General features: G+C 32.7%; 11 protein-coding genes and 1 tRNA gene. 4 read left to right on the forward strand and 8 right to left on the reverse strand.

The window, feature by feature from the left end; translation table 11 throughout:
- Positions 1 to 129: 129 nt before the first annotated feature.
- Positions 130 to 1,518, reverse strand: coding sequence for a dipeptidase (locus IEW75_RS02825; RefSeq protein WP_134247592.1), 1,389 nt, complete (start codon positions 1,516 to 1,518; stop codon positions 130 to 132).
- A gap of 316 nt (positions 1,519 to 1,834) precedes the next feature.
- On the opposite strand from IEW75_RS02825, the gene IEW75_RS02830 reads away from it, so the two are divergent.
- A tRNA-Leu gene (locus tag IEW75_RS02830) sits at positions 1,835 to 1,916 on the forward strand.
- Between the two features lie 650 nt (positions 1,917 to 2,566).
- Here IEW75_RS02830 and IEW75_RS02835 read toward each other — a convergent pair.
- The 7 genes from IEW75_RS02835 to IEW75_RS02860 all read right to left on the reverse strand — a co-directional run bounded on the left by IEW75_RS02835 (position 2,567) and on the right by IEW75_RS02860 (position 12,980).
- Positions 2,567 to 2,830 carry a heavy metal-binding domain-containing protein gene (locus IEW75_RS02835; protein WP_134247591.1) on the reverse strand — a complete coding sequence of 88 codons (264 nt, stop codon included), beginning with the start codon at positions 2,828 to 2,830 and terminating at the stop codon, positions 2,567 to 2,569.
- Positions 2,831 to 2,851: 21 nt separating this feature from the next.
- Positions 2,852 to 4,624 carry an efflux RND transporter periplasmic adaptor subunit gene (locus IEW75_RS02840; RefSeq protein ID WP_134247590.1) on the reverse strand — a complete coding sequence of 591 codons (1,773 nt, stop codon included), beginning with the start codon at positions 4,622 to 4,624 and terminating at the stop codon, positions 2,852 to 2,854.
- A 3-nt stretch (positions 4,625 to 4,627) separates the two neighbouring features.
- A complete protein-coding gene (locus tag IEW75_RS02845) occupies positions 4,628 to 7,120 on the reverse strand; it encodes a heavy metal translocating P-type ATPase (protein ID WP_134247589.1) in 2,493 nt (830 codons plus the stop codon).
- A gap of 27 nt (positions 7,121 to 7,147) precedes the next feature.
- On the reverse strand, positions 7,148 to 8,464 hold the full coding sequence (locus IEW75_RS02850; protein ID WP_134247588.1) for a TolC family protein: 1,317 nt from the start codon (positions 8,462 to 8,464) through the stop codon (positions 7,148 to 7,150).
- Position 8,465: 1 nt separating this feature from the next.
- The gene (locus tag IEW75_RS15885; RefSeq protein ID WP_262711432.1) at positions 8,466 to 8,594 is read right to left on the reverse strand and encodes a four helix bundle protein; all 129 of its coding nucleotides are present in this window, start codon (positions 8,592 to 8,594) and stop codon (positions 8,466 to 8,468) included.
- Positions 8,587 to 12,438: an efflux RND transporter permease subunit gene (locus IEW75_RS02855; RefSeq protein ID WP_134247587.1), complete on the reverse strand. Its 3,852-nt coding sequence runs from the start codon at positions 12,436 to 12,438 to the stop codon at positions 8,587 to 8,589. Before IEW75_RS02855 ends, IEW75_RS15885 begins: the two co-directional genes overlap by 8 nt.
- Before the next feature lie 128 nt (positions 12,439 to 12,566).
- Positions 12,567 to 12,980, reverse strand: coding sequence for an HYC_CC_PP family protein (locus IEW75_RS02860; RefSeq protein ID WP_134247586.1), 414 nt, complete (start codon positions 12,978 to 12,980; stop codon positions 12,567 to 12,569).
- 344 nt (positions 12,981 to 13,324) lie between these two features.
- Between IEW75_RS02860 and IEW75_RS02865 the strand changes: the two genes are divergently transcribed.
- The 3 genes from IEW75_RS02865 (at position 13,325) to IEW75_RS02875 (ending at position 20,537) form a co-directional block, all read left to right on the forward strand.
- Positions 13,325 to 15,637: a LamG domain-containing protein gene (locus tag IEW75_RS02865; RefSeq protein WP_134247585.1), complete on the forward strand. Its 2,313-nt coding sequence runs from the start codon at positions 13,325 to 13,327 to the stop codon at positions 15,635 to 15,637.
- A 205-nt stretch (positions 15,638 to 15,842) separates the two neighbouring features.
- Entirely contained in the window at positions 15,843 to 17,111 is a 1,269-nt protein-coding gene (locus IEW75_RS02870) for a Gfo/Idh/MocA family oxidoreductase (RefSeq protein WP_134247584.1), read from the forward strand.
- A gap of 21 nt (positions 17,112 to 17,132) precedes the next feature.
- Positions 17,133 to 20,537: a DUF1080 domain-containing protein gene (locus IEW75_RS02875; RefSeq protein WP_134247583.1), complete on the forward strand. Its 3,405-nt coding sequence runs from the start codon at positions 17,133 to 17,135 to the stop codon at positions 20,535 to 20,537.
- Positions 20,538 to 20,544: the final 7 nt, after the last annotated feature.

Below are 20,544 nucleotides of genomic sequence, written 5' to 3' on the forward strand. Positions count from 1 at the left end.
ATTTTAGATTTAGTTCCAAAGCAACAGACTACTACTTCACGGCGTTCGAAATGACGCTTTAACAATTAAACGGCACTAAAAAGCCAAAAAAAGCTCAAATTTTATTGCTAAAATTTGAGCTTTTTTGTTTTACTTACTCATTTCAGTAAAATACTTATAAAAAAGCGGAATGGTTTCAATTCCTTTTAGGTAGTTGAAAATTCCAAAATGTTCGTTTGGCGAGTGAATGGCATCACTGTCTAATCCGAAGCCCATTAAAATAGTTTTACTTTTCAATTCTTTTTCAAACAACGCTACAATAGGAATACTTCCTCCTGATCGTTGTGGAATTGCAGGAATTCCAAATGTTTCTGTATATGCCTTATTAGCTGCTTTGTATCCAATATTATCAATTGGAGTTACATACCCTTGACCTCCATGGTGGGGTGTCACTTTTACCTTTACCGCTTTTGGAGCAATACTTTCAAAATGCGCTTTAAAAAGTTCTGTAATGTCTCTCCAATCTTGATTAGGAACCAAACGCATTGAGATTTTTGCATAGGCTTTACTGGCAATTACCGTTTTTGCGCCTTCACCTGTATAGCCACCCCAAATACCATTTACATCTAATGTTGGTCTAATAGAATTACGTTCGTTGGTAGTATATCCTTTTTCGCCATACACTTCATCAATATCCAAGGCATTTTTATAAGCTTCTAAAGAAAAAGGAGCTTTTGCCATTTCAGCTCTTTCTTCTTTTGATAACTCTTCCACCTTATCATAAAAACCTGGAATTGTAATATGATTGTTTTCATCGTGTAAAGAAGCAATCATTTTAGTTAAAACGTTAATAGGATTTGCTACGGCGCCACCATACAATCCAGAGTGTAAATCTCTATTTGGACCTGTAACTTCAACCTCAACATAACTCAATCCACGTAAACCAGTTGTAATGGATGGTTGTGAATTCGAAATCATCCCTGTATCTGAAATTAATATAACATCATTGGCTAATTTTTCCTGATTGCGTTCTACAAACCACGCCAAACTAGAAGATCCAATTTCTTCTTCACCTTCAATCATAAATTTTACATTACACGGTAAATTACCATTTACGGTCATATACTCTAAAGCTTTTACATGCATGTACATCTGACCTTTATCGTCGCAAGCACCGCGCGCAAAAATAGCACCATCAGGGTGTTTTTCGGTAGTTTTAATTACTGGCTCAAAAGGTGGAGAGGTCCATAAGTCAATTGGATCGGCAGGTTGTACATCATAATGTCCATACACCAAGACCGTTGGTAATTCTGGATCTATTATTTTATCTCCATAAACTATGGGATACCCCGGAGTTTCACATATTTCTACTTGGTCGCATCCTGCCTTTAAAAGAGCTTCTTTTATAGCATCCGCAGTATTTAAAACATCTTGGCTGTAAGCAGAGTCTGCACTAATTGATGGTATTTTAAGTAATTCTACAAGTTCGTTTATAAAACGGTCTTTGTGTTCACTAACGTACGATTTAATATTTTCCATTAAAATTATAATTTGTTTTATTTATTATGTATCATGATTAAATTTCGTCAATTCGAGTTAATTTTCAGCCTTTTACTGGCTTAAAATTAGTATCGAGAATAGTTATTCTATAAAAGACAATAGTTCTCGATACAATTTTTTATCAAAAATCACTCGAACTGACGATACATTAAGTTTATTTATTCAAAATGCACAACGTGTTTTATTTTATTCAAAAATACATAATTTTATTTGGAATTATGACTCTAAAAAAATTATTGAAAAACTGCTTTGCAATTTTAAACTATTGTGTATATTTGCATCCACTTTAACAAAAGCGGGCGTGGTGGAATTGGTAGACACGCTAGACTTAGGATCTAGTGCCGCAAGGTGTGAGAGTTCGAGTCTCTCCGCCCGCACTAAGGCTCTTCGAATTTTCGAGGAGCTTTTTTTATGCAAAAAAACAAATAACATACTTATAGTTATTTGTCATTTTGAACGGTAGTGAAAAATCACATACTACTTGGAGTCAGTTCCTTTATGTGATTGACTGCGTCGAATCTTCGATTTCCTCCTTTGTCAGACATGACAAGTAATGGGATTTTATCTTTCTAATAGCTGTGGAATAGTTCTCGATACAGTTTTTTATCAAAAATTACTCGAACTGACGATACGAACATATAAAAACGTCTCTTCGAGTGAAATTCTTTTTTAGAATTTTGTAGCGAGAAGCGTACTTGATTAAAAAACAACAGTGATAGACAGTTTTTTTTATACAAAAAAACAAATAACATACTATAGTTATTTGTCATTTTGAACGGTAGTGAAAAATCACATACTACTTGGAGTCAGTTCCTTTATGTGATTGACCACGTCGAATCTTCGATTTCCTCCTTTGTCAGACATGACAAGTAATGGGATTTTATCTTTCTAATAGCTGTGGAATAGTTCTCGATACAATTTTATATCAAAAATTACTCGAACTGACGAGTTAAGGTGGAACGTATCAAGGTGTTCGTAATAATTAAAAATGGCTGCATGTTAACATTGTCATACAGCCATTTTTATATTAATGATTATGACCGGAATGATCTTCCGTTTCTTTAGCTTGGCTTGCTACCTTTTTTAAATCCATTTTACAGACAGGACAGGTACCCTCTTTTTCATACGTTTTGCCTTTTTCACAATCCATAGGACATTGGTACACATCTGATGTTGCCATTTCCATTTTTTCTTCTGTTTTAACAGATTCATTTTCTTTTTTAACTTCTGTTTTACATCCTGTTACTGAAAACATAGCCAGCACAGCGATACTTAAAATTACTTTCTTCATTTTTAAAAATTTATTTAATTATTATTTAGCTATTACTTGTTTTACTTCTCCACATTTTAACATAGCATCACCAAAATATGGATTTAAAATTTGCGCTTCTTTACTCAACCAAAATGCACCCTTGTTATTAGCTACCATTGGACAAAATTGTTGATATACTGTTTCGTTTACTCCAAACATTTCTACCGCTTTTGTTAAATGGGTTGAAAGATGTATAAAATGATTTCGTTGCTCTTGTATATCCATTGATGTTGAAATAGCTGTTGCAGCTGCCTGCAGTTCTTTCTCAAAAGACATCCAAGAGTCATGCGTATTGTGCTCTTTTAACAATTTCATGTCAACTTGCGATAGGCTCTTTAAAATGCTTTTTGAATGCTCCAGAACAGCTTCAAACTTATCTTTCACCAGTGCATTTTTTAAATTAATATAGTCTGAAAATACTGTATTTAACTGCTGTTGAAATTGAGGAGCTACTTGAATGCGCTCTTGCACTTGAGTATGGTTATTAGTAGCGTTTGTTGGTGTGGCATTTGTTCCTAAATGGTCTTCATGTCCAGTACTAACCTTACCTACTTTTACATTCATCATCGATTTTTTACCTTGTAATTGCGCCGCTGCATCAACTGTAAAAGTTCCGTTGGTAACTATCTCGTCTCCCTGTTTCAACCCTTCTAAAACAGCATAGTTTTCTCCTATCTGATTTCCTAATTGCACTTGTTGCATCTGAAAAATTGATTGTTCGGGATTCGGTTTTATATACACCAAAGAACGCTTACCTGTCCATAAAACAGCCGATGATGGAATGGTAAAGCTATTGTTATTTTTAAGGTTATTACTTTTAATTTCGCCTGCTACAAACATTCCTGGTTTTAATAAATTATTTTTATTGTTTAGCACTACTCGTAAAGCAACAATACGCGTTTTTGTATCTAAAACTGGGTCTATAAAATCTACCTTCCCCATAAATTGTTTATTCGGGTAGGTAGTTGTTGTTACCGTAACTTCTTGTCCTTTTTTAAAGGCAGCTATTTGGTTTTCATACACATCAAAATTTGCCCAAACCGTATTGAAATTTGAAATCTTAAATAGAGGCTGTCCTTCTTTTATATAATCGCCTTGTGCAACTAATTTTTCGGATACGGTCCCCGAAACTGTTGCATAAACAGGAATATTTTCTTGTACTTTTCCTGTTGCCTCAATTTGATTGATTTGATTTTCAGAAAGCTTCCATATTTTCAACTTGTTACGTACCGCTTTGTACAATGCAGGTTGCGCTATCTTTAAGGATGCTGCCGTTATCAATTCTTGTTGTGCTGCATACAATTGTGGTGAATAGATGCTTGCTAATAATTGACCTTTGCGCACTGCTTCTCCTGTAAAATTGATATGCAATCGTTCAATTCTTCCTGAAAAATAACTGACTTGAACTGCATTCGCTTCTTCATTTTCTACAATCTTTCCCGATAGTTTCATATTAGTAGCTTCAGCGTTTACATTACCCACAATTGTGGTCTGAATATTTGCCAAAGCCATGGCGTTTTCTGTTAATTTAAATTGATCTGCCAACAAACCATCACTCCCACTTTCAGCAGGAATTAAATCCATTCCACAAATAGGACAATCGCCAGCTTCTGGTTGCATAATTTGTGGATGCATAGAGCAGGTCCATTGTTGATTTGTTACCACTTCCGTATTGTGGTTTTGTGTTGCTACAGTTGGTGAACCACCAAAAAGTAACCAGCCAAAAAGTAGCCCTAGAGCCAATATTCCGATGTAAATTATATATTTTTTCATTTTCTATATTTTAATTTTTCTTAATCTTAAAGCATTTGTAATAACTGATACAGAACTAAAACTCATTGCCAAAGCAGCAATCATTGGCGATAGTAATAATCCAAAAATTGGGTATAAAACTCCAGCAGCAATTGGAACTCCAAATACATTGTATATAAATGCAAAAAAGAGATTCTGCTGAATGTTTTTTACCACCTTATGGCTTAATTTTTTAGCATTTACAATGCCTTGCAGATCGCCTTTTACTAAAGTTATAGTAGCACTTTCAATAGCAACATCAGTTCCTGTGCCCATGGCAATACCAACATCAGATTGTGCTAATGCCGGCGCATCATTAATGCCGTCTCCAGCCATAGCAACTATTTTACCTTCTTTTTGAAGTGCCTTTATTTCATTGAGTTTGTCTTCTGGAAGACATTCCGCTTTGTAATTTTTTATATTTAATTGTTCGGCAACAGCTTTAGCAGTATTTTTGTTATCTCCTGTTAGCATTATCACTTCAACACCATTATTTTGAAGTTCAGCAATAGCTTTTTGACTTGTTTTTTTAATGGCATCAAAAATAGTAACATAACCTACTGCTTCATTTTCTACAGTTATGTATGAGACTGTTTTACCTTGCTCTTGCTCTGCCACAACTTTGTTGTTTAAATCTTTTGATATTGTAATAGAAAACTGGTCTAATAATTTAGCATTTCCTAAGGTTATTTTGTTATTTTCAACTGTTCCAATAACGCCTTTTCCTGCTATTGCTTCAAAATCGTTTACTTTAGTGATTGAAATAGCCTTTGATTTACCATAATTTACAATGGCTTCCGCCAAAGGATGTTCGCTATATTGGTTTAAAGATGCAATGTATTTAAGCAGCACTTTTTTATCTATTTCATGTATAGATATCACTTTCTCTACAGATGGTTTTCCTTCTGTAATTGTTCCTGTTTTATCTACAATAAGCGTATCAACCTTATTCATTTTCTCTAAGGCTTCTGCATTTTTAATTAATATACCAGATTGTGCGCCTCTACCCACACCCACCATTACCGACATTGGTGTAGCCAAGCCTAATGCGCAAGGACACGCAATAATTAATACTGCAATTGCATTTACAAAAGCAAAAACATACGCAGGTTCAGGACCAAAAATTGCCCAAACAATAAAGGTGATTATTGAAATAATTAATACAATAGGTACAAAATATTTAGAGATTTTATCTGCTAATTTTTGAATAGGTGCTTTAGAACGACTAGCACTATTTACCATTTGAATAATTTTAGAAAGCAACGTTTCTGAACCTACTTTTTCTGCTTTCATCACAAAAGATTTAGTTCCGTTTATAGTTCCTGAACTTACTTTATCATCCACATTTTTATCTATTGGGATTGGCTCGCCAGTAATCATAGATTCATCTATACTGCTATTTCCTTCAACAATACTGCCATCAACAGGTATTTTTTCGCCAGGCTTTACGCGTAATAAATCACCTTGTTTGATTTTATCAATCGCAATTATTTTATCTTCACCATCCTCTACTAATGTTGCTGTTGATGGCACTAATTTTAATAATTCCTTTATTGCTCCACTTGTTTGGCTATGTGCTTTTGCTTCTAATAATTGACCTAATAAAACCAGTGTTAAAATAACGGTTGTAGCCTCAAAATACACAAATACATTTCCATCAGCAGTTTTAAAATCCGACGGAAACACCTCTGGAAACAACATTGCAAATACACTAAAAACCCAAGCAATTCCTGAACCAATGCCTATAAGTGTAAACATATTTAGGTGCATTGTTTTTATAGAATTCCAAGCGCGTTTAAAAAACATCCAAGTGGCATAAAACACCACAGGAATTGACAATGCAAATTGAATCCAATTCCAATATTTTTGTTCTAAAACAGCATATATTGGATTATTGTCTAACATTTCAGACATTGCTATTAAAAATATAGGCACCGTAAAAACGACTGCAATCCAAAATTTTTCTAATAGTTTTTTATAGGTTTTCTCTTCTGCAGAATTGTCGGCTTCCATTGGTACTAAATCCATTCCGCAAATTGGACAAGATCTTGGCTCGTCTTTAACTATTTCTGGATGCATTGGACATGTCCATTGTTCTACATTAGTGGCAGTTATATTTTGTTCTTCAACTAAATCCATTCCACAAACAGGACAATCTGCTGCTTTATCATAGGTTTTATCACCTTCGCAATGCATTGGACAATAAAATATGCCAGTTCCTTTACCTTTCGGTTTTTCCTCTTTTTGGTTACTATGATGATGTTCTCCTAAATTATGAATGCTATAACGCCCACCATCATTTTTAAGAGCGTTTTGAAACTTTTCTATTGGAATATGAGATTCCATTTCTATAGTTGCCAGTGCTTTTTCTAAATTTACAGTAGCTTTTGAAACACCCTCTAATTTTGAAAGCGTTTCTTCAACGTGATTTCGACAACCATTACAGGTCATTCCGTGTATATGATATGTGTGTTCCATTTTATTGTTTTTGAAACCTAACAAGTTCTAGATACCTGTTGGGTCTTTAGTTAAATAATTAATAATTGTAGTTTGCACATAATAAGTATTTACAGCTTCTATTTGTTTCATCTGAAACTTCAATTGTAATTCTTGAATGTCTAATACATCGTTAAAATCAATAGTACCTGTTTCGTAACTTTTATTTAAAATTTCCTCTGCATTTTTAGCTTGTCTCAAATTTTTTATTTGTGTGTTGTAACTTATTTTTGAAGAAATCCTATCTTTTATCGCTTTATCTAAAAGGGTTTCTAATGTATTTAGGAGTTCTTGCTTTTGCGATAGAATTTCCTGCTGTTCTAGTTTATTTTGTTTGGATTTTGATTTGAATTTTTTATTAAAAATTGGTATTGACACAGCTAGCATTGGCATTATAATATCTTTACCATTATCATTAAAAACCATATCTGGACGTGATGCAACATTGATATAATCTAAGCCAAACCCAATCAATGGGTTGCTTTCTTTTTGATTCAATAATTCAGATTGCTCAATAGCGGTATAACGTTTTTCGTATTGCAATAATTCAGGATGTAGCACTAAATTTTCAGTATTGATATCAATAGCTTCTAGTGGAATACCTAATGTACCAACCACAGTTACCGACACCTCATTTTCCCGATTCAAGAGGTTGTTAAAAGCGGTTTGTTCCGCTAAATACTGTTGTTCTAATATTTGCTGCGATTCCACTAATTCATTTTGGCGCATTTGCAATCGCAGCACATCTACAGCAGATGCTTTACCAACTTCAACAGCTGTTAATGCTAAAGTCTCATACGTTTCCAGTAGTTTAATATTTTCAGCTACAACATCTTGTGTTGCTTTGTTAGCATATAGCTTAAAATAGCTTTGTGAAACCGCTGTTATTAATTTCCTTTTAGCAATTACAATTTCCTCGTAAGTAGCATCTGCTAAAGACCTTACATAGTTTTCACGTGAAGCGATGGTACCAAACCATGGAATCATTTGTTTAGCCGACACTTTAAAACGTTGCGCTCCGGTGCGCGTTTCAGGTTCGCTTGCAAAATAACCAACTCCAAATTCCGTATTAGGGATGGTATTTACTTCGTTTACCTTTTCTGATGCAATACTGTATTTCAGTTCAAATTTTTGAATTGCAGGATTGTTTGCTAATGCTTCTTCAATAAAGGTTTCTAGTTGTTGAGCACTTGAAAAGTGAAAAGTGAAAAGTGAAAAACTAAAAATTATAACACTTCTTAAGTGAAAAGTGAAAAGTGAAAAGTGAAAAATTCTCTTTTCATTTTCCTTCTTTAGTTTTTGTTTATATGTTTCGAATAAATTCATATTATATTTTTGATTTTGTTGTTTTAATTGAACTAACCAACATTGCAACCAATTCCCTATTTAAGTTGCAATGAGTTAGGTGTGTTTCTTCAGTTACATAATCTGTGTCTTTTAAGATACTTTTACTCATAACTTTTTACTTTTAGATTTTCGCTTTTCACTTTAAACTCAGCTTTCCAGCTGTACAGTACTGGAACAACAAATAAAGTAATTAAGGCAATTAACATACCACCAAAACTTGGTATTGCCATAGGAATCATAATATCACTTCCGCGTCCTGATGAAGTTAAAACTGGCAGTAACGCTAAAATGGTAGTTGCCGTAGTCATTAAACAAGGTCTGATTCGTTTTTCGCCTGCTTCAACTACTGCTGCTCTAATTTCCTTTTTATTTTTGGGTGTATTTCTATTAAAAGTCTGCGTTAAATAGGTTGCCATTACAACCCCATCATCGGTCGCAATTCCAAAAAGTGCAATAAAACCAACCCAAACAGCTACACTTAAATTAATTGGGTGTATTTGAAATAAATCACGTAGATTTTCACCAAAAACATTCACGTTTAAAAACCATTCTTGCCCGTACAACCATATCATTATAAAACCACCTGCAAAGGCAACAGCTATTCCTGTAAAAACCATCATTGATGTTGTAACAGAACGAAATTGGAAATACAAAATCAAGAAAATTATTGCCAATGCTAATGGCACAACTACAGCCAATGTTTTTTCTGCTCGCACTTGGTTTTCGTAGGTTCCTGTAAATTGGTAATTGATACCTTTAGGCACTACCAATGCACCTGAATCAATTTTTTGCTGTATTAAGGCTTGTGCATTTTCAACCACACTTACTTCGGCAAAACCATCCAATTTATCAAACAACACATAGCCTACTAAAAAGGTATCTTCACTTTTAATAACTTGAGGTCCTTGTTGGTATTTAATGGTTGCCAATTCACTTAAAGGAACCTGACTACCATTGGCAACTGGAATATAAATCTGTTCTAAATCTGTTGGATTTGATCGTAATTCTCTTGGATAGCGCACTCGAACTCCGTAACGCTCTCTGCCTTCTACGGTTTGTGTTAACACCATTCCGCCAACCGCAACTTCTAATACAGCTTGTACATCTTGTATTGAAATACCATAACGTGCAATTTTCGTTCTATCTATATCTATTAACAAATACGGTTTACCAACTATACGATCTGCAAAAACAGCTGCTGGTTTAACACCTTCGACTTGTTTTAATATAGTTTCTAATTGCACACCAAATGCCTCTATTTGTTTTAAATCTTGTCCTTTCACTTTAATACCCATAGGCGCACGCATTCCAGTCTGAAGCATTACCAATCGTGTTTCAATAGGTTGTAATTTAGGTGCAGAAGTAACTCCGGGCAATTTGGTAACTTTTACAATTTCGTTCCAAATATCATCTGGTGATTTTATTTCTGGTCGCCAGTTGCGGTAGAACTCCCCATTGCTGTCTGGGATGAGTTGAGACCTTTCCACTACACTAAAGTTGACATTCTTAGAATTATTTATATTTGCTATAAAACGACCATCTTTCAATTGAAACAAACCATCATCATTTACTCTGTAGCGTTGTCGTTCTCCTTGTTCATTCAGCATATATTCAGGTTTGTACTGAATAATATTCTCGTACATAGATAAAGGCGCTGGATCTAAGGCAGATTCGGTTCTTCCTGCTTTTCCTACAACAGTTTTAATCTCTGGAATACTGGCTACAGCCATATCTAATTGTTGTAAAACCCGTTTATTTTCGGCTACACCTGAATGTGGCATTGAAGTTGGCATTAATAAAAATGAACCTTCATTTAAAGATGGCATAAACTCTTTCCCTGTATTTTTCATAATAAAAACACCTGCAATCACAATCGCTGTAGGAACCGCTAGAAACAACAGTTTATTGTTTAAACACCATTCTAGAATACGGGTATAAAACTTTATAAAAAATGAGAAAACACCTAACAATCCAAAACAAATAATACTTACAAAAACAACGTTCCAAAAGATGCTTTTATCCACTCCCAATGGTCGCCAGTATTCAGCTAATAAGAATACAATTGCTGCAACAGAAATTATAATATTGATTAGGTTTTTTGAAAGTGAAAAGTGAAAAGTGGAAAGTGAAAAGTTCCATTCATTTTTATCTAAAAGCAAACTTAATATTGCTATTGCACCAAAACCAACTAATATTAATCCTAGCCAATAACCAAAAGTAACTCCCATTATTCCACATAGAATTAAGGCTAAATTTAAAGCATAACTAAGGTGCTTTTTAATAGGTTTCCTTCTGAATAAAAAGGCCGCAAACGGCGGAATTAAAAATAAGGCCACAATAACGGAGGCAGTTAAAGCAAAAGTCTTTGTAAATGCTAAGGGTCTAAACAATTTACCTTCCGCACCTATCATTGTAAAAACTGGAATAAAACTTATAATGGTGGTCATAACAGCGGTTACAATTGCACCAGATACTTCTATTGTTGCATTGTAAACAATTTGATTAATGCTTTTTTTGTCGTTCTTAACATCGTGGAGAATCTCTTTATGAGATTTAGCTTCGCTGAGCTCACGTTTCTCATCGCTCTTACCTCGCTCTTTCGGAATCACATTCTCATTTTCATCAAGATGACGGATAATATTTTCAGAAAGAATTACACCAACATCTACCATTGTACCAATAGCAATCGCAATACCTGAAAGTGCTACAATATTAGCATCTACACCAAAAAACTTCATTGCAATAAACACCATTAACACTGCAACAGGTAATAACCCTGAAATTAATACAGAAGCCCGCAGATTAAACACCATAATGATTATAACTAAAATGGTTATTAAAATCTCTAAGGACAAGGCTTCGTTTAGAGTTCCTAGTGTTTCTTGAATCAATTCAGTTCTGTCATAAAATGGCACAATAGTCACTTGCGAGGTACTACCATCACCTAACACTTTTGAAGGTAACCCTGGACTTAATTCGTTTATTTTTTCTTTTACGTTGTTAATAACTTCCATAGGATTTGCACCATACCGAGCCACTACTACAGCTCCAACAACCTCTGCACCTTCTTTATCTAGAATTCCTCTTCGGGCTGCGGGACCTAAAGATACTTTTCCAATATCTTTAATTTTGATGGCCGTATAGTTTTCAGAGGTAACAACCGCATTTTCTATATCTGAAATTGATTTTATATAACCTAAACCACGCACTAAATATTCAACTTGGTTAATTTCTAAGGTTTGTGCTCCAATGTCTTTATTACTTTCCTTAACTGCATTTACAACTTGTTCTAAACCAATATTGTATTGTCGCATTAATTCTGGATTTACATCGACTTGATATTCCTGAACAAAACCACCAATAGAAGCTACTTCAGAAACACCACTTGCAGCTGATAAAGCAGGCTTTACATAGTAATCTTGAATGCTTCGTAATTCTTGTAAATCCCATCCTCCGGTCACATTTCCTTGAGTATCGCGTCCTTCTAAAGTATACCAAAATATTTGACCTAAGCCCGTTGCATCAGGGCCTAAAGTTGGGTTGATGCCATCTGGCAATAAATTATTTGGCAATGAATTTAATTTTTCCAAAATACGACTGCGACTCCAATAAAATTCGATATCTTCTTCAAAAATGATATAGATACTCGAGATGCCAAACATAGAAGAACTACGAATTGTTTTTACTCCAGGAATACCAAGTAATGAAGTGGTTAGAGGGTAGGTAATTTGGTCTTCAATATCTTGTGGTGAACGACCATCCCATTTGGTAAATACAATTTGTTGGTTTTCTCCAATATCTGGAATGGCATCTACCGCTACAGGATTACTTGGTAAAAAACCAGTATCCCAATTAAAAGGTGCGTTTACCGTTCCCCATCCTATAAAAAGAACTAAAAGTAGTACCGCAACCAATTTGTTTTCTATTAAAAATTTGATGCTTTTATTGAGCATATTAAATGATTTAAACAATGAAACATAGGTGTTAGAAATACACCGAATACTTGTCTGTACAAAGACAAACAATAAAATATCCGTATGGCATAAATGCCAAAGGATAACACAGTTTATTGTTTAAAAAATCAAATTAAATAAGTCTCGTCAATCTTGTAGATTTGCCTTATGACGAGTGGTGGTTTGTAGTCTTTATAAAAAGTAACACTTTTATCTGAACTTGTAAAAGGCGAACTATAAGTGTACACAAAAGAAGCTATAAATACTTGCTGTTCAAAAGCTATTTTAGCTATTGAAAATTGCAATTCATCTTGGCCTTTAACTATCAATTTTTCGTTGTTACAACAATTCTTTTTAGAAGTTGAACAACCATCGTTTAAAGAATTCTCCATTTCCATACCGCACGTTGCTGCTTTATGAAAAATAGCCGAATCAACTAAAGCATCTCCACAATAATGCATATCAATAGTAAATGACATTGTAGAGCATAACACTACAACAGCCATTACAAATGACATTATTTTATGGATTACTTGCTTCATATTGTTACAAAAGTAATAAATTATAATGATTCTAAATAAGTTTAACAAATTTTTAGTAGTTTATTTTTATTTATGCAACCCTTAAACAATCCCTTTATGCTGATTAAATTCGTACACTAAGGTCCCATTTCTAAACTCCTCAAGCTTTTATAGATTCTAATAATTTTGAAGTGTTCTTTAGAATCTAACAACACTTTAAAAAGAATTAATTTCTTAGAAATTACTCTTCAACTAGTTGTTCTATATTTTAAAAAGTGAAATAAGGCACATGCTAAAACCTATTAAAATTAGGTGCCGCTATATAGTATATTTTTTTTAGATTTGTTTGTTTCTAAAAGTCAACATTGTATAAAAAAGTTTCATATTATTTTACAATACTATTATTGCTAATACTTACTTTTAGTAGTTATGCACAAACTTCAGTTTCTTCAACTAAAGATAAAAAGACACCTACACGGTTACAGTCTCATATTCTAATTCATCAAGATAGCATTACAATACAAGCATTACAATCAATTTTAAATAAAAAAACACCCATTGCCATTCAGCTGAACAAAAATGAGGCATTGCAACATGTTTTTTTGAAAGAATTTTTGAAACACAACACTAAATTAGTGCTAATTACGGAGGATATTAATGACAGCATCCAAATTAAATATCCTACTATTAATCAAATTAAACCCGAACAGATAGAATCTCTTACATTAAACAATAAACAATTTAAAGATGATAAATTTCCGAGTTTTAGAGAAAATAAACAATATGGAAGTGTAATTATAGAAAATTTCAACACAATTCCTGATAGTTTATTTTTAAAATTATGGCAGTATTCTGGAAAGGTGCCTAATTTTATTTATAGCAATAAGTTAAACCTTAAATTGGTTGATAGCGTTGTTACACAGCTTAATAAAACAAAAAGAATACTAGGTAAAATTAGTTCAGAAAACATATTATTGGAGAATGTCACTTTTAAAAACGTTAAAAATAGGGCGATTACTGGTCTCTTTTCTTTTCCTATTGATAGTTCCAAAACGTTACCATTAATTATTCCTTATAAAGTAGGATATCATTTTTCTCCAGATATTATTTATATAACTCACGAAAATTTAAATAACCTTAAAGAATTTAAAGCTTTTAAATTAAAAGCTGATTTTGGTTTAACAGATTATTTTGATTTTGGCACAACGATACACAATCGAATACGGAAAAATAATTCAGAAATAATTTCAAATAATGTTAAGGTTATTAAAGACAATGAGTTTGGTAAAGTAGGTTTTTTTGAAAACAGAGCTTATATAGATGCTGGAATCGCTAGCAGATCTTCTTTGCAAGGCAGTTTTACAATTGCCTCTTGGATTAAACCAACTCAGTTAACTAAAAATAATAGTATTATAGGAAAAGGAGATAATTTGGTTTTAAAATTACACAATGGATTTTTAACATTTACAATGGCAGATGTTAAAGATTATATTTCTAAAACTTCTCCAATACAGTTAAATAAATGGTCACATATTACTTTAGTTCATTCCAAAATTAACAACAATCTCCAATTCTTTGTAAACGGAGCTTTAACAGATACTGTTCAACTTATTGCAGATTATAACATTTCAGACTTCAATTTATTAATAGGCAGTAATTTATGGGAAGAGTTTTTTGTGGGTGCAATTGGCGAGATTAAGGTTTGGGAAAGAGAGCTTAATACTGCTGAGATCTTAGCTCAATATAAAATACCAAAGAATAAAAATTTAAAAAACAATACTGCGTTGTTTTTAATTAGTGGCATTGCTATTGTAAGTCTGTTAATTGTTTTATTTTTCAAAAAAAGAAAAAAGAATCTAAAACTACAGAATTATACTAAAACAACTATAAATAGTAAGCCATCTGTTTTAATAGATAATGAAACTAGTATTGAAAAAATATACTGCTTTGGAGAATTAGAAATAATTAACAATAAAGGATTTGATGTAGCTACAAAATTATCTCCTAAGCTAAAAAACCTTTTTTTACTTATTTTTTTGCATAGCACAGGAAATCAAAACGGAATTAGCTCTAAAAAATTAACAGAAATATTGTGGCCTGGAATGACCGCTAAAAATGCAAAAAACACACGAGGAACAAATATTCAAAATTTAAGAGGTTTACTTGCCTTATGTTCAGAAATTGAACTCGTTTTTGAAGCTAAAAAATGGCGTATAGATTTAACAGAAAATTGTTTCTGTGATTACCATATTGCATATCATTTTTTTGAATCATTTTCAACAAAATCAACTACTAAAGAATTCTTAAATTCAGAATATATAAAACTAATTACACTTTTAAAGAGAGGGCGTTTTTTGGTAAATTCGAACGATGCTTGGTTAGACCCCTTTATAGAAAAATTCAGCAACAAACTTATAGAAAATAACAACGCCTTTGTTAATGAATTAAAGCTTGAAGAACATAATGAACTATTATTTGATATAGCAGAAGTAACTAATATTTATGATGATTTAAATGAAAAATCATTACAATTAAAATTACAAGTTTTAAGATATCAAGGTAAGTTAAGTTTAGCAAGGAAAGTTTATGACAATTTTGTAAAACTCTATAAAAATGTATATAACGAAAATTACAAACCAACTTTTGATGAATTGATTTCAGAAAGCGTTAGTTTGTAAAATCAATATTATAATAAAACTTATAAAAATTTTCATTTTTTTAATTTATTACCCCATTTGTTACCCCCATTTTTATACTACAACATCTTTCTTTGTTAGCGAATTATAAAATAATACGTTTTAAAACAATATTATAACTGTTTTTATTATTAATGTTGTTTTAGGTTTTTTTTAATTGACAATTTAGGATCTAAAATTTTAATATATGAATTCACAAAAAAAGAGTCGTAGAGATTTTGTTAAAAAATCCGTAGCAATTGCTGCTGGAATTTCAATAATACCAAGATATGTAATGGGAGGAAATGGTTTTCTAGCTCCAAGTGATCAACTTACAAAAGCTGTAATTGGTGTTGGAGGAATGGGACAAGCACATTTGGGATACGAAGGCACAAAATTACTTGCAGTTTGCGATGCTGACGGAAATCATTTAGCAAATACACTAAAAAAAGTTGGAGGAGATGTAAAAGGTTATCGAGATTTTAGAGCTGTTTTAGCAAGACCAGATATTGATATTGTACATATTGCAACACCACCGCATTGGCACGGAATTATGTCAATTATGGCTGCGGAAGCTGGAAAAGATGTGTGGTGTGAAAAACCAATGACTAGAACAATTGGTGAAGGTAAAAGAGTTGTTGAAGCTATGAAAGTCCACGGAAAAATGTTTAGACTTAACACCTGGTTTAGATTTAAAGATAATTTTTACGGCTTAAATACAGAAGTTAAAAAACTTAAAAAAGTAGTGGATAGTGGTGTTTTAGGCTGGCCACTAAAAGTTACTATTAGTGGCGTTACAGGTTTTAATTGGAAATTCTATTGGGTTGGTAAAGAAAATTTAGCTCCACAAACTATTCCCTCACATTTAGATTATAATATGTGGTTAGGCCCAGCAGCAGAAAAACCTTACAATGCACATAGAGTACACTCAACATTTAGAGGATATTGGGATTATGATGGTGGTGGTTTAGGTGATATGGGACAACATTATATAGATCCTGTTCAATATTTTTTAGGAAAAGATGAAACCAGTCCAGTAAAAGTTGAAGTAGACGCGCCACAGCAACATTATGATGCTATTGGAACTTGGAGAAAAATAACATTTACCTACGCAGATGGCTGTCAGATTATTTTAGACGGAGAAAATAAAGATAAAAACGCAGCATATATTGAAGGTCCGAATGGTAAAATATTTAACGGATTTAAATCTACAATACCTAATATTGAGGGGTTAATAGATAGTCTTCCAGATCCAATGGAACAGATTACAACCTTTTCTGAATCTGTAAGAACTCGCGAAAAATTTGCTTTAAATGAAGAAAATGGACATCGTTCTGGAACCATCGTAAATATGGGAATTATTGCCTTGCGTTTAGGAAGAACTTTAGAGTTCGATCCTGTTAAACAAGTATTTATTAACGATGAAGAAGCAAACAGACTAATGGACCAACCTTCAAGAAATTCTTGGGCATATTAAAAAGCATAAAACTTATTAAAAATGAAAAATACACAAAAAATGCTAATTACATTTATATTAATTATTTGCGTTGTCTCTACTACATCTGCACAAATAAATAGAACTTTAGAGACTAAAGTTGCCGATATATTAGCGCAGTTTCCAACCGAAAATGCCAACCATACCAACCAATTAATGAATGACATTTTAGAACTAAATTCTGAAGGAATCTTACAATTTTGCGATATGTTGGTGCCTCTAGGAACAGGAAATGACACCCAAGTTAGGTTTGCTTTAAATAGTTTAGCAACTTATAGCGGTGGAACAGCACAAGAAATCACTAAAAATATAGTAGAAAAAGCATTCTTGTCTGCACTTCAAAAAGAAACGGATATTGAAATACAATCCTTTTTAATTGAGCGTTTGGCCCTTTGTGGTAGTGATTACAGCGCAACTGCTTTAAGTCCATATTTATCAAAACCTAGATTATACAATGTTGCGTTAGCTACTATTACTTCTATTGGAACAGATAACGCTGCAAAAGTTATTTTTAAAGCTTTAAAAACATCCGATAATACTATAAAACCATCATTAATAAGCGCTTTAGGAAAGTTGCAATATGTGCCTGCTGCGGCTTACATTCAAGAATTAGCGGAAGCTAATTCAATCGATCTTCAACAAACTGCTTTAGAGGCATTGTCAGAAATTGCTTCTGTAAATGCTATGGGAGAATTAATTGAAGCTGCAAAAAACGCAAATTACACCTTAGACGATTCCAAAGCAATTTTAGCATTAATTAATTATGGAAACAGATTAAAAGAGCAAGGCAAAGTTGAGCTAAGTAAAGAAGTAGGTAAATTATTACTTAAAAATTGTACTACGGAGAACCAATTGCATTTTAGAGCTGCTGGAATTCAATTATTGAGAGAAAATAATGAAGCTAATTTTATAAAGACCCTTTTAAAAGAAGCAAAACATACAAATACAAATTATAGAGGCGCTGTTTTTAACTCAGCTGCACATACTATTACAAGTTCTGAAATTGTTAAATGGGCAAAAGCCTATAAAAAAATGTCTCCAGAGGCCAAACCTCAACTATTAAGACTTCTTCAAAACAGTAAAGAAACAGTTGTTTTTGAAAAATGTATTGTTCCAGCAATTCATGATAAAAATGAGTTTGTGAACATTGCAGGAATTAAATCTTTGGCATATCAACCAAAAGAAAAAGCACTGCCTTTGTTATTAAAGTTATTAGCTAACACTAAAAATGAGACTAAAGTTGCTGCTATTAAAGAAACTTTGTTAAGAGTTTCTAGTCTAGAAGATGGTGCTGTATTAGCCGATAATTTAGAAAAATCAACTATTGAAGGTAAAAAAGTTTTAATTCAAGTTTTAGCTGCAAAAAGAGCTTCAAGTCATTTTACAGAAATATTGAACTTATTAAATTTGAAAGATGCAACTTTAAACACCGTTATTTTTGAAGCGTTACCTTCATTAGCAGCTACTGAAAATCTTACAGCAATTGTAACCCTGTTAACTTCTGAAAAAAATCCAACGAATATTAAAAATATTCAAAAAGCAATTGTTACAACTATAGATGCTTCAGAAAAAGATCATTCAGAATTAATATTCAACACCTTTAAAACCATTAAAGATAACGAGGTTTTATTACCAGTGTTACCAGTATTAAATAATGACGAAGCTTTAAAATTAGTTGCAAATTCATTAAGCTCTACTAATAAAAAGCAACAAGTGGCAGCTTTAAATGCTTTGGCTAATTGGAGAACAAATAGTGCATTACCTTATTTGTTTACTGCCGTTACAAGTTTGAATAATAGCGAATTAAGAAAAACTGCATTTAACAATTATTTAGTGCAAGTACGTAATTCATCGCATCCAGATGATCAAAAACTACTGCTTTATAAAAAATTAATGCCTTTAGCAAATTCCGTTGATGAGCAAAAAAGTATTTTGAATAATATAGGGAATGTTAAAACATTTTTAGCATTGGTTTTTGTTTCAGAATATTTAAACAATCAAGAACTAAAAGCTACCGCATCAAACGCCGCTATTAAAATTGCCTTGCCAACACCGGGAAAAAAAGATGCATTAAAGGGAGATTTGGTAAGAGAAATTGTTACAAATAGCGTTGATAATTTAACAGGACCTGATAGTCAATATATAAAAATTGATGTTACTGAGTTTTTAAATAATATGCCACAAGAAAAAGGTTTTGTATCTATATTTAATGGTAAAGATTTTTCTGGCTGGGAAGGATTGGTACAAAATCCAATTGCCAGAAATAAAATGTCTAAAAAAGCATTGGCAAAAGCTCAAGCAAAAGCAAATGCCCAAATGATGAAAGATTGGTATATAAAAGATGGTATTATTGGTTTTAAAGGAGAAGGTTATAATAATATTTGTACTATTAAAGATTATGGCGATTTTGAAATGCTTGTAGATTGGAAAATTACCAATGGAGGCGATAGCGGAATTTATTTAAGAGGTACGCCACAAGTTCAAATTTGGGATATTGCGCTTACACAGGTTGGTGCCCAAGTAGGTAGTGGTGGTTTGTATAACAATCAGAAAAACGAACGAATTCCGTTAGAAGTAGCCGATAATCCAGTGGACGAATGGAATACATTTAGAATTAAAATGGTTGGTGAACGTGTAACGGTTTATTTGAATGGCGTATTGGTAACAGATAATGTAATTTTAGAAAATTACTGGGACAGAGCACTGCCAATTTTTACAAAAGAAGCTATTGAATTACAAGCACATGGTGAGGATTTAGGATTTAAAAATATCTATGTACGTGAAATTAAATCGGGTACAGATTTATTATCTGATGCAGAAAAAGTAGCAGGTTTTAAATCGTTATTTAATGGTAGGGATTTAGACCATTGGATTGGAAATAAAACCGATTATACTGTCGAAAACAATGAAATAGCAGTGCGTCCAAAACAAGGCGGACACGGAAATTTATATACAGCCGAAGAATATTCAGATTTTAATTTTAGATTTGAATTCAAATTAACAGCTGGAGCAAACAATGGTTTAGGTATTCATACACCGCTTGAAGGTGATGCTGCTTATGTTGGTAAAGAATTACAAATTTTAGATAATACTGCTAGTATTTATGCAAATTTAGAAGCTTACCAATACCACGGTTCGGTTTATGGCGTTATTGCAGCAAAAAGAGGACATTTAAAACCTCTTGGACAATGGAATCAGCAAGAAGTTATTGTAAAAGGTGATGCTATAAAAATTATATTAAATGGCAAAGTAATTGTAGATGGAAACATGAAAGAAGCTTCAATAAATGGAACAATTGACGGTCTAGAACATCCTGGATTAAAAAGAAATAAAGGGCATATCGCATTTTTAGGTCACGGTTCTGAATTGGAGTTTAGAAACATAAGAATTAAAGATTTAAGCAAATAAAACTAAT

The organism is Lutibacter litoralis (assembly GCF_014646675.1).
Taxonomy (GTDB): Bacteria; Bacteroidota; Bacteroidia; order Flavobacteriales; family Flavobacteriaceae; genus Lutibacter; species Lutibacter litoralis.

Excerpts from the sequence above, each read along its gene's own strand:
- IEW75_RS02825 (WP_134247592.1), bottom strand. The coding sequence starts at position 1,518 with ATGGAAAATATTAAATCGTACGTTAGTGAACACAAAGACCGTTTTATA.
- IEW75_RS02835 (WP_134247591.1), bottom strand. The coding sequence starts at position 2,830 with ATGAAGAAAGTAATTTTAAGTATCGCTGTGCTGGCTATGTTTTCAGTA.
- IEW75_RS02840 (WP_134247590.1), bottom strand. The coding sequence starts at position 4,624 with ATGAAAAAATATATAATTTACATCGGAATATTGGCTCTAGGGCTACTT.
- IEW75_RS02845 (WP_134247589.1), bottom strand. The coding sequence starts at position 7,120 with ATGGAACACACATATCATATACACGGAATGACCTGTAATGGTTGTCGA.
- IEW75_RS02850 (WP_134247588.1), bottom strand. The coding sequence starts at position 8,464 with ATGAATTTATTCGAAACATATAAACAAAAACTAAAGAAGGAAAATGAA.
- IEW75_RS15885 (WP_262711432.1), bottom strand. The coding sequence starts at position 8,594 with ATGAGTAAAAGTATCTTAAAAGACACAGATTATGTAACTGAAGAAACA.
- IEW75_RS02855 (WP_134247587.1), bottom strand. The coding sequence starts at position 12,438 with ATGCTCAATAAAAGCATCAAATTTTTAATAGAAAACAAATTGGTTGCG.
- IEW75_RS02860 (WP_134247586.1), bottom strand. The coding sequence starts at position 12,980 with ATGAAGCAAGTAATCCATAAAATAATGTCATTTGTAATGGCTGTTGTA.
- IEW75_RS02870 (WP_134247584.1), top strand. The coding sequence starts at position 15,843 with ATGAATTCACAAAAAAAGAGTCGTAGAGATTTTGTTAAAAAATCCGTA.
- IEW75_RS02875 (WP_134247583.1), top strand. The coding sequence starts at position 17,133 with ATGAAAAATACACAAAAAATGCTAATTACATTTATATTAATTATTTGC.